This window comes from Kitasatospora sp. NPDC001547, assembly GCF_042894165.1.
Taxonomy (GTDB): domain Bacteria; phylum Actinomycetota; class Actinomycetes; order Streptomycetales; family Streptomycetaceae; genus Kitasatospora.
Window position 1 is genome coordinate 61,834 of record NZ_JBIAVL010000033.1, and the last position, 8,825, is coordinate 70,658.

8 protein-coding genes and 1 riboswitch are annotated in these 8,825 nt (G+C 71.8%); of the genes, 2 read left to right on the forward strand and 6 right to left on the reverse strand.

From position 1 onward, the window contains the following. Window positions 1-166: 166 nt before the first annotated feature. The 5 genes from ACFY0X_RS34395 to thrC form a co-directional block, all read right to left on the reverse strand. Window positions 167-523 (reverse strand): hypothetical protein, encoded by a 357-nt coding sequence (locus tag ACFY0X_RS34395; RefSeq protein WP_387760446.1) that lies wholly within the window; start codon window positions 521-523, stop codon window positions 167-169. A gap of 114 nt (window positions 524-637) precedes the next feature. Next, on the reverse strand, window positions 638-2,260 hold the full coding sequence (gene groL, locus ACFY0X_RS34400) for a chaperonin GroEL (protein WP_097236664.1): 1,623 nt from the start codon (window positions 2,258-2,260) through the stop codon (window positions 638-640). A gap of 335 nt (window positions 2,261-2,595) precedes the next feature. Further along, complete coding sequence (locus tag ACFY0X_RS34405) at window positions 2,596-2,799, reverse strand: cold-shock protein (protein ID WP_030057071.1); 204 nt, start codon at window positions 2,797-2,799, stop codon at window positions 2,596-2,598. A 539-nt stretch (window positions 2,800-3,338) separates the two neighbouring features. Beyond that, on the reverse strand, window positions 3,339-3,617 hold the full coding sequence (locus ACFY0X_RS34410) for a MoaD/ThiS family protein (protein WP_387760447.1): 279 nt from the start codon (window positions 3,615-3,617) through the stop codon (window positions 3,339-3,341). 26 nt (window positions 3,618-3,643) lie between these two features. Beyond that, window positions 3,644-4,924, reverse strand: coding sequence for a threonine synthase (gene thrC / locus ACFY0X_RS34415; protein WP_387760448.1), 1,281 nt, complete (start codon window positions 4,922-4,924; stop codon window positions 3,644-3,646). Between the two features lie 16 nt (window positions 4,925-4,940). After that, window positions 4,941-5,076: riboswitch (SAM riboswitch) on the reverse strand. Window positions 5,077-5,222: 146 nt separating this feature from the next. Between thrC and ACFY0X_RS34420 the strand changes: the two genes are divergently transcribed. Together ACFY0X_RS34420 and ACFY0X_RS34425 are read left to right on the forward strand one after the other, a co-directional pair. Further along, window positions 5,223-6,224, forward strand: a complete 1,002-nt coding sequence (locus tag ACFY0X_RS34420; RefSeq protein WP_387760449.1) for a glucosyl-3-phosphoglycerate synthase — start codon at window positions 5,223-5,225, stop codon at window positions 6,222-6,224. A 38-nt stretch (window positions 6,225-6,262) separates the two neighbouring features. Next, window positions 6,263-7,729, forward strand: a complete 1,467-nt coding sequence (locus tag ACFY0X_RS34425) for a trehalose-6-phosphate synthase (protein ID WP_387760450.1) — start codon at window positions 6,263-6,265, stop codon at window positions 7,727-7,729. Here ACFY0X_RS34425 and otsB read toward each other — a convergent pair. Beyond that, window positions 7,716-8,540, reverse strand: a complete 825-nt coding sequence (gene otsB / locus ACFY0X_RS34430; RefSeq protein ID WP_387760451.1) for a trehalose-phosphatase — start codon at window positions 8,538-8,540, stop codon at window positions 7,716-7,718. The genes ACFY0X_RS34425 and otsB overlap by 14 nt on opposite strands. Window positions 8,541-8,825: the final 285 nt, after the last annotated feature.

Below are 8,825 nucleotides of genomic sequence, written 5' to 3' on the forward strand. Positions count from 1 at the left end.
GAGGTACCCCCAGGGCACAAGCGCACCTCGCCGCGTTGTCGTCGGTCGCCAATGGCCCCCAGCCTTCGGCCGGGAGGTGCCCCCACGTCAGTGGCCCCCTCCTCCGCCTTGCGATGCACGCACCCCAACGCCGCGCCCTGATCCGACGCGAATTGTCAGACGCGCCCTAGGCGAGCTTGCCGACCGGCGCCACCACCGCGCCCTGCTTGCCGCACACCCAGTGCGGATCCGGCCCCAGCTCGGGCTCCACGCTCAGCGCGTGCGGGTCCCCGTCGGCCGCGCAGTCGGCGCACAGCGGCCAGCGCCCGTACGCCTCCAGCAGTGCGTCCTGGACGTCCTGGGCGACCAGCCCGAGCACGTAGTCGGTGCCGTCCGGCCACTGCTCCAGCCACCAGCGGCGGTGGGTGACGGCCTGTTCCACCAGCGAGACGACGGCGGCGTCCGCCACGTCCCGCGCGGTGAGGTCGGCCAGGATCAGTGCCCGCGCGTTGTGCAGGGCGGTCTCGATGTCGTCGGCAGCCATCCGTCCATCCTCTCCCCAACTCCCCCGAACACCGAAACGCCGTGTGGGCGGCCCCCTGAAGGGAGCCGCCCACACGGACGTTGGAACCAGCCGATCCGATCGGAGCGATCAGGATCAGAAGTCCATGTCACCGCCCGGCATGCCGCCGCCGGCGGCCGCGGCGGCCTTCTCCGGCTTGTCGGCGATGACGGCCTCGGTGGTGAGGAACAGCGCCGCGATGGAGGCGGCGTTCTGCAGCGCGGAGCGGGTGACCTTGGCCGGGTCGATGATGCCCTCGGCGACCAGGTCGACGTACTCGTTGGTGGCGGCGTTCAGGCCGTGACCGGCGGGGAGGTTGCGCACCTTCTCCACCACGACGCCACCCTCCAGGCCGGCGTTGGTCGCGATCTGCTTGATCGGGGCCTCCAGCGCGACCTTGACGATGTTGGCACCGGTGGCCTCGTCGCCCTCCAGCTCCAGCTTGTCGAAGGCGACACCGGCCTGCAGCAGCGCGACGCCACCACCGGCGACGATGCCCTCCTCGACGGCGGCCTTCGCGTTGCGGACGGCGTCCTCGATGCGGTGCTTGCGCTCCTTGAGCTCCACCTCGGTGGCCGCGCCGGCCTTGATGACGGCCACGCCGCCGGCCAGCTTGGCGAGGCGCTCCTGGAGCTTCTCGCGGTCGTAGTCCGAGTCGCTGTTCTCGATCTCGGCGCGGATCTGGTTCACGCGGCCCGCGACCTGCTCGCTGTCGCCGCCACCGTCGACGATGGTGGTCTCGTCCTTGGTGATGACCACCTTGCGGGCGGTGCCCAGCAGGTCGATGCCGGCGTTCTCCAGCTTGAGGCCGACCTCCTCGGAGATCACGGTGCCACCGGTGAGGATGGCGATGTCGCCGAGCATGGCCTTGCGGCGGTCACCGAAGCCCGGGGCCTTGACGGCGACGGACTTGAAGGTGCCACGGATCTTGTTCACGACCAGGGTCGACAGGGCCTCGCCCTCGACGTCCTCGGCGATGATGACCAGCGGCTTACCGCTCTGCATGACCTTCTCCAGCAGCGGGAGCAGGTCCTTGACCGAGCCGATCTTGGAGTTGGCGATGAGGATGTACGGGTCCTCGAACGTCGCCTCCATGCGCTCCAGGTCGGTGGCGAAGTAGGCGGAGATGTAGCCCTTGTCGAAGCGCATGCCCTCGGTGAGCTCGAGCTCCAGACCGAAGGTGTTGCTCTCCTCGACGGTGATGACGCCTTCCTTGCCGACCTTGTCCATGGCCTCGGCGATCAGCTCGCCGATCTGGGTGTCGGCGGCGGAGATGGAGGCGGTGGAGGCGATCTGCTCCTTGGTCTCCACGTCCTTGGCCTGGGCCAGCAGCTGGTCGGAGACGGCCGCGACGGCCTTCTCGATGCCGCGCTTCAGGGCCATCGGGTTGGCGCCGGCGGCGACGTTGCGCAGACCCTCGCGAACCAGGGCCTGGGCGAGCACGGTGGCGGTGGTGGTGCCGTCACCCGCGACGTCGTCCGTCTTCTTGGCGACCTCCTTGACGAGCTCCGCACCGATCTTCTCGTACGGGTCCTCGAGCTCGATCTCCTTGGCGATGGAGACACCGTCGTTGGTGATCGTGGGGGCGCCCCACTTCTTCTCCAGCACGACGTTGCGGCCCTTGGGGCCGAGCGTGACCTTCACTGCGTCGGCGAGCTGGTTCATGCCACGCTCAAGGCCGCGGCGAGCTTCCTCATCAAAGGCGATGATCTTGGCCATCAGAAGTGGTCCTCCGGGACACGGTCGACTGCTCGGACCAAGGGGTGCCCGCGACGGACGGCCCTGGTGTGCGGGGGTCTTTTCCCCTACCGCTCCCGGGGGCCTCACCGACCCGGTCCGCTGTCACTCTCACGCTGTGAGTGCTAACGCCAATGATTAGCACTCCGGGTGGTCGAGTGCAAGCCCAATCGACGATCCGCGAGCCGCCGCCGGGGCCGCCCCCGGAGCCCGCCGGGAACGCCGACGGGCCCGTACGACACGCGTCGTACGGGCCCGTCGAGAAGCGAGTGGTCACCAGCCGTAGGGCCGCGCCGAGCTCCTGGGGTCGGAAGGCGTCAGCCCGCGGCGCGGACCATGTCCGCCTGCGGGCCCTTCTGTCCCTGGGAGATCTCGAACTCGACCCGCTGGCCCTCCTCGAGGGTGCGGTAGCCGTCCATCTGGATCGCGCTGTAGTGGACGAAGACGTCCGCACCACCGTCGACCGCGATGAAGCCGTAGCCCTTCTCCGCGTTGAACCACTTGACGGTGCCCTGAGCCATTCCGAACTCCCCTAGTGCTGTGCTGGGCCCTTCACGCGCCCGCAGGTCGCGGGCCCGGGTTGGTTGAAGGCCGGCCCGGGGAACCCCCCCTGGGCGCAGCCGTGCACGCCGCAACCCTCCGCGCACGGACGCCAGGCGGCCTCCGGTGAGCGGGTGATTGCGTCGACCGCCGCTGAATGTATCCGGACCGACGCCCTCTGCAACAGGGTCAACCGCCGGTAATTCCGGCAAGGCGCCGGGGGACAGTACGGGCCGAATCGGAATAATCTCGGCATTCCACGCCGGACATAGCGGACGAATTACTCAAATGTCCGCGGGAATTCTGACATCCGCCTGACATGTTTCACGGGCCGGTCCGGCGGGCCGGGCGCCCCCGGGCCGAGCACTGCGGGGGCCGAAAGGGAAACCTTGTTCCCAGCCGAGCGACACTCTACTCCGACTCGACCCGGAAATATTCCCGCAAGAATGCGAGCGGTCGCCCGCGCATACGGAGAGCGGAATTCCGTACGCGCGGGCGACCGCGGGTTCTCGCGAACGGCTCAGCAGCCGCCGGCCACCGCCGGGATGATCGAGATTCCGGCGCCTTCCCTGATCTCGGTCGCCAGACCCTCGGCGAAGCGCACGTCGTCGTCGTTCACGTAGACGTTCACGAAGCGGCGCAGCTTGCCGGTGTCGTCCAGGATGCGGGCCGAGATGCCGGCGTGGTTCTTCTCCAGGTCGGCGATGACCTCGGCCAGGGTGGCGCCCTCGGCGGTCACCTCGGCGGCGCCGCCGGTGTAGGTGCGCAGGATGGTGGGGATGCGGACGTTGGCGCTCATGACTCTCCTTGCGGGGGGCGGGTGGTTCAGGCGGACGCGAGGCCGGCGGCGCGGAACGAGTCCAGCGTCGGGCGGATGACGGCGGTCATCCCGGCGTCGGAGACGGCGTCCAGGGTCTTCAGGCCGTCGCCGGTGTTGATCGCGACGGTCTCCTTGGCCGGGTCCAGCTGTCCGGTCTCGACCAGCTTCTTCAGCACGCCGACGGTCACCCCGCCCGCGGTCTCGGCGAAGATCCCCTCGGTCCGCGCCAGCAGCCGGATCGCCGCCACGACCTCGGCGTCCGTGACGTCCTCGACCGCGCCGCCGGTGCGGCGGGCGATGTCCAGCACGTACGGGCCGTCGGCCGGGTTGCCGATCGCCAGCGACTTGGCGATGGTGTCCGGCTTGACCGGCTTGATCACGTCCCGGCCGGCCTTGAACGCGGCCGACACCGGCGAGCAGCCCTCGGCCTGGGCGCCGAAGACCTTGTACGGCCGGTCCTCGACCAGGCCGAGCCTGATCAGCTCCTGGAGCCCCTTGTCGATCTTCGTCAGCTGCGAGCCCGAGGCGATCGGGACCACGATCTGCTCCGGCAGCCGCCAGCCGAGCTGCTCGCAGATCTCGTACGCCAGCGTCTTGGAGCCCTCGCCGTAGTACGGCCGCAGGTTCACGTTGACGAAGCCCCAGCCCTCGCCGGCCGCGTCGCCGATCAGCTCCGAGCAGAAGCGGTTCACGTCGTCGTAGTTGCCCTCGATGCCAACCAGCTCGCCGCCGTACACCCCGGCCATGACGACCTTGCCCTGCTCCAGGTCGTGCGGGATGAACACGCAGGACCGGAACCCGGCCCGGGCCGCCGCCGCCCCCACCGCACCGGCCAGGTTGCCGGTGGAGGAGCAGGACAGCGTGGTGTACCCGAACGCCCGGGCCGCCTCGATCGCGCAGGCGACCACCCGGTCCTTGAACGAGTGGGTCGGGTTCCCGGAGTCGTCCTTGACGTGCAGCTGGGCGGTGAAACCGAGCTCCCGGCCCAGGTTGTCCGCCTTCACCAGCGGGGTCCACCCCGGGTTCAGGTTGGGCTTGGACGCCACGTCGGCCGGAACCGGCAGCAGCGGCGCGTACCGCCAGATGGAGGCCGGACCGGCCTCGATCCGCTTGCGCAGCTCCTCGGCGCCCTCGCTGCCGAACTCGTAGGCGATCTCCAGCGGGCCGAAGCACTCCAGGCACGCGAAGCTGGGGCCGAGCGGGAAGCGGGTGCCGCACTCGCGACAGGACAGCGCGGCGGCGGGGCCGAGGTCGACGGAAACGGGTGCGGCGGTGTCGATAGCCATGACGGCGAGGCCTCTCTCCTCATCTTCCCCGTGGCGCGGTCGCGACACGGGCCGGAATTGGCACCTGTCCCGCCGGGGCCTGTCGTCGACAGCCGCGCGAGAAGGTTGCCGGGACGTCAACGGGCCGTTCCCTCAGTCCCTCTGGATGAGCTTGTGAAATTGTGGTGGTACTCAGCGGCGACCCCGGTGTGCAAAGGTCCGACCGCTGTACGAAGACTGTATCCGAAGGCGTCAATCCTGAACGGGACCGTCCGCCAAGCGAGATGACATGTCCCACCGACCCGCCGAGGAGACCCCAGTGCCCGCCGAACCGACCCCCGAGCTCCTGCCGCAGGCGGCGTCCTGGCTGCGCCGCCGCTCCTGGAGCGCGGCCGACCGGCCGGTCCGCACCCTCCTCGACGCCAAGCGGCGCACCGGCCGCACCGTCAGCGTGGTCCTCCCCGCCCTGGACGAGGAGGCCACCGTCGGCGACATCGTCCGCACCGTCCGCCGCGAGCTGATGGAGCGCCTCCCGCTCGTCGACGAACTCGTCGTCGTGGACTCCGGCTCCACCGACGCCACCGCCGCCGTCGCCGCCGAGGCCGGCGCACGGGTGGAACACCGCGACCTGATCCTCCCCCGCCTGCCCGCCGTCCCCGGCAAGGGCGAGGTGCTCTGGCGCTCGCTGCTGGTCACCCACGGCGACATCGTCTGCTTCGTCGACGCCGACCTGCGCGAGTTCGACCCGGCCTTCGTCTCCGGCATCGTCGGCCCGCTGCTGACCGACGAGTCGATCCAGCTGGTCAAGGCCATGTACGACCGCCCGCTGGAGTCGGAGGGCGCCGTGCTGCCCGCCGGCGGCGGCCGGGTCACCGAACTCGTCGCCCGCCCCCTGCTCAACCTCCACTGGCCGGAGCTCGCCGGGTTCGTCCAACCCCTCGGCGGCGAGTACGCGGCCCGCCGCTCACTGCTCGAACGGCTGCCCTTCCCCACCGGGTACGGCGTCGAACTCGGCCTACTGGTCGACGCCCTGGATCTGGCCGGACTGGACGCCCTGGCCCAGGTGGACGTCGGCGTCCGGCACCACCGCCACCAGGACGGCCAGGCCCTCGGCCGGATGGCCGCCACCATCTACCGGACCGCCCTGGAGCGCCTCGACCGCACCCACCGCCTCAAGGCCTCCGCCGACCTCGTCCACCCCCACCTCACCCAGTTCACCCGCCACCCGGAGACCCGCGCGTTCACCGCCCACACCCACCCGGTGACCGCCCTGGAACGCCCCCCGATGCACACCGTCCCCGAATACGCGACCCGCCACTGACGGGTTTGCCACGCCGGGCCCCCGGCAACATGCCAACCATGGGCGATCTCACGACCAACCGTTCGAGCGCGACCGGCACCGCCTCCGTCCTGGTGGCATCCAACCGGGGACCGGTGTCCTTCAGCACCTCCGACGACGGCACACTGACCCTGCGCCGCGGCGGCGGCGGCCTGGTCTCCGGGCTGTCCGCCATCGAGGACCCGAACGCCGTCTGGGTCTGCGCCGCCCTCGGCGACCCCGACCGCAGAGCCGCCGCCGAGGCACCCCGCGGCCGCCTCGACCTGGCCGGCCACGAGGTCGGCGGCCAGGCCGTACGGATGCTGGACATCGACCCGCAGACCTTCGCCCGCGCCTACAACGGCGTCGCCAACTCCACCCTCTGGTTCGTCCACCACCTGCTCTACGCGACCCCGACCGCCCCCGCCTTCGACGCCGACTTCCGCACCGAATGGGCCGCCTACCAGGCCTACAACGGCGCGTTCGCCGAGGCGCTGGCCGCCGAAGCCGCGCCGGAGGCCGCGGTCCTCGTCCAGGACTACCACCTCTCGCTGGCCCCGGCCCTGCTCCGCGGAATCCGCCCCGACCTGCGGATCGGCCACTTCTCGCACACCCCGTGGGCCCCGCCCGAGTACTTCCGGCTGCTGCCCGACGACGTCGCCCGGGCCGTCCTCACCGGCATCCTGGGCGCCGACCGGGCCGGCTTCCTCACCGAACGCTGGGCCCGCGCCTTCGCCGCCTGCTGCGAGGACATCCTCGGGGCGACCGTCGACCACGACGCGCTCACCGTCACCCTCGACGGCCGCACCACCCACCTGGGCGTCCACGCCCTCGGCGCCGACGCCGACTTCCTGCGCGAGCGTGCCCACCGCCCCGACGTCGACGAACGGCTGGCCGCCCTCCGCGAGGCCGTCGGCGACCGCCGCACCATCGTCCGGGTCGACCGCACCGAGCTGAGCAAGAACATCGTCCGCGGCCTCCAGGCCTACCGGCACCTGCTCCGCACCCGGCCCGAGTGGCACGACCGGGTGGTGCACATCGCCTTCGCCTACCCGTCCCGCACCGACCTCGCCGAGTACCGCAGCTACACGGCCCAGGTCCGGGAGCTCGCCGAGGCCGTCAACGCCGAGTTCGCCACCCCCACCTGGCAGCCGGTGATCCTGCACGTGGACGACGACTTCCCGCGCTCCCTCGCCGCCTACCGCCTCGCCGACGTGGCGCTCGTCAACCCCATCCGCGACGGCATGAACCTGGTCGCCAAGGAGGTTCCGGTGGTCTCCGACAACGGCTGCGCCCTCGTCCTCTCCCGCGAGGCCGGCGCCCACGCCGAACTCGGGGACGACGCGCTCACCGTCAACCCGTACGACGTCATCGCCACCGCCGACGCCCTCCACGCCGGCCTCGGCATGAGCCAGGAGGAGCGCGCCGACCGCACCAAGCGCCTGGCGGCGGCGGCCACCGCGCTCCCCCCGCAGCAGTGGTTCCTGGACCAGCTCAACGCGCTGTGAGCGCCTCCCCCAGGGACTCCAGCAGCTCCACCACACCCTCCGGCCCGGCGACCACCAGGTCCGCCCGGTCGGCCAGCTCCCGCACCGGCGCGTCCCCCACCGCGCCGGCGCACACCAGCACCCCGGCCACACCCTCGCCGCGCAGCTCCTCCACCGCGGCGAACGCCGCCACGTCCCCCAGGTCGTCCCCGGCGTAGACCACCGAACGGGCCCCCCGCTCGCGCAGGAACCCGGTCAGCGCCGCCCCCTTGTCCACCCCCGGCGGCCGCAGCTCCAGCACCAGCCGCCCGGGCTCCACCACCAGCCCGTGCTCCGCCGCCAGCTCCCCCACCGGCGCCCGCAGCAGCGCCAACGCCTCCTCCGGCGCCGCCGTCCGCCGGGTGTGCACGGCCACCGCCCGCCCCTTGTCCTCCACCCACGTCCCCTCGGGCGCCCCCACCCGCTCCAACAACCCCGGCAACGCCGCCCGCACCCGCGCCACCCCCGGATGCACCTCCGGCGCCGAAAGCTCGCCGTCCTCCCACCGCTCGGCCCCGTAGTGCCCCAGCACCACCACCCCCGGCACCCCCGCGAACCCCCCGTACTCCACCGCCACCCCGGCCGGCCGCCCCGTCACCACCACCACGGCCCCCACCACCGACCCCAGCCGCCGCAACGCCCCCACCACCCCCGGATGCGCCCGCGCCCGCTCCGGATCCGCCACGATCGGCGCCAACGTCCCGTCGAAGTCCAACCCGACCACGGCATCCCCGGGCGCCGCCAGCACAGCCCGCATCCCGTCCCGCCCAGCCTCGGTCTCCGGCACAAACATCTCTTCAAAGCCCATACCGAAGCCCCTACCCCGGACCACCCCCCTCCGCACACCCCTGCCCCCGACCCCACCCCCCAGCAGGCACCCCAGCAGCAGGCACCCCCACCCCCAGCAGGCGTCCCACCAGCAGGGCATCCCCCACCTCCCCCACGCACCCCTCCCCCACCCCAGCGAGAGGGACGCGCTGCGGAAGGGGGCGGCGCAGGGGGTGGGTGCGGAGAGGGGCGTGACGGGTGATTTTCAGACTGCCAACGCCGCCCAGCCCCCCACCCCCAGAACCGGCAG

Bases quoted from the DNA above. Each gene is read 5' to 3' on its own strand.
- thrC (WP_387760448.1), bottom strand. From the start codon at position 4,924: ATGGCTATCGACACCGCCGCACCCGTTTCCGTCGACCTCGGCCCCGCC.
- groL (WP_097236664.1), bottom strand. From the start codon at position 2,260: ATGGCCAAGATCATCGCCTTTGATGAGGAAGCTCGCCGCGGCCTTGAG.
- ACFY0X_RS34395 (WP_387760446.1), bottom strand. From the start codon at position 523: ATGGCTGCCGACGACATCGAGACCGCCCTGCACAACGCGCGGGCACTG.
- ACFY0X_RS34425 (WP_387760450.1), top strand. From the start codon at position 6,263: ATGGGCGATCTCACGACCAACCGTTCGAGCGCGACCGGCACCGCCTCC.
- otsB (WP_387760451.1), bottom strand. From the start codon at position 8,540: ATGTTTGTGCCGGAGACCGAGGCTGGGCGGGACGGGATGCGGGCTGTG.
- ACFY0X_RS34405 (WP_030057071.1), bottom strand. From the start codon at position 2,799: ATGGCTCAGGGCACCGTCAAGTGGTTCAACGCGGAGAAGGGCTACGGC.
- ACFY0X_RS34410 (WP_387760447.1), bottom strand. From the start codon at position 3,617: ATGAGCGCCAACGTCCGCATCCCCACCATCCTGCGCACCTACACCGGC.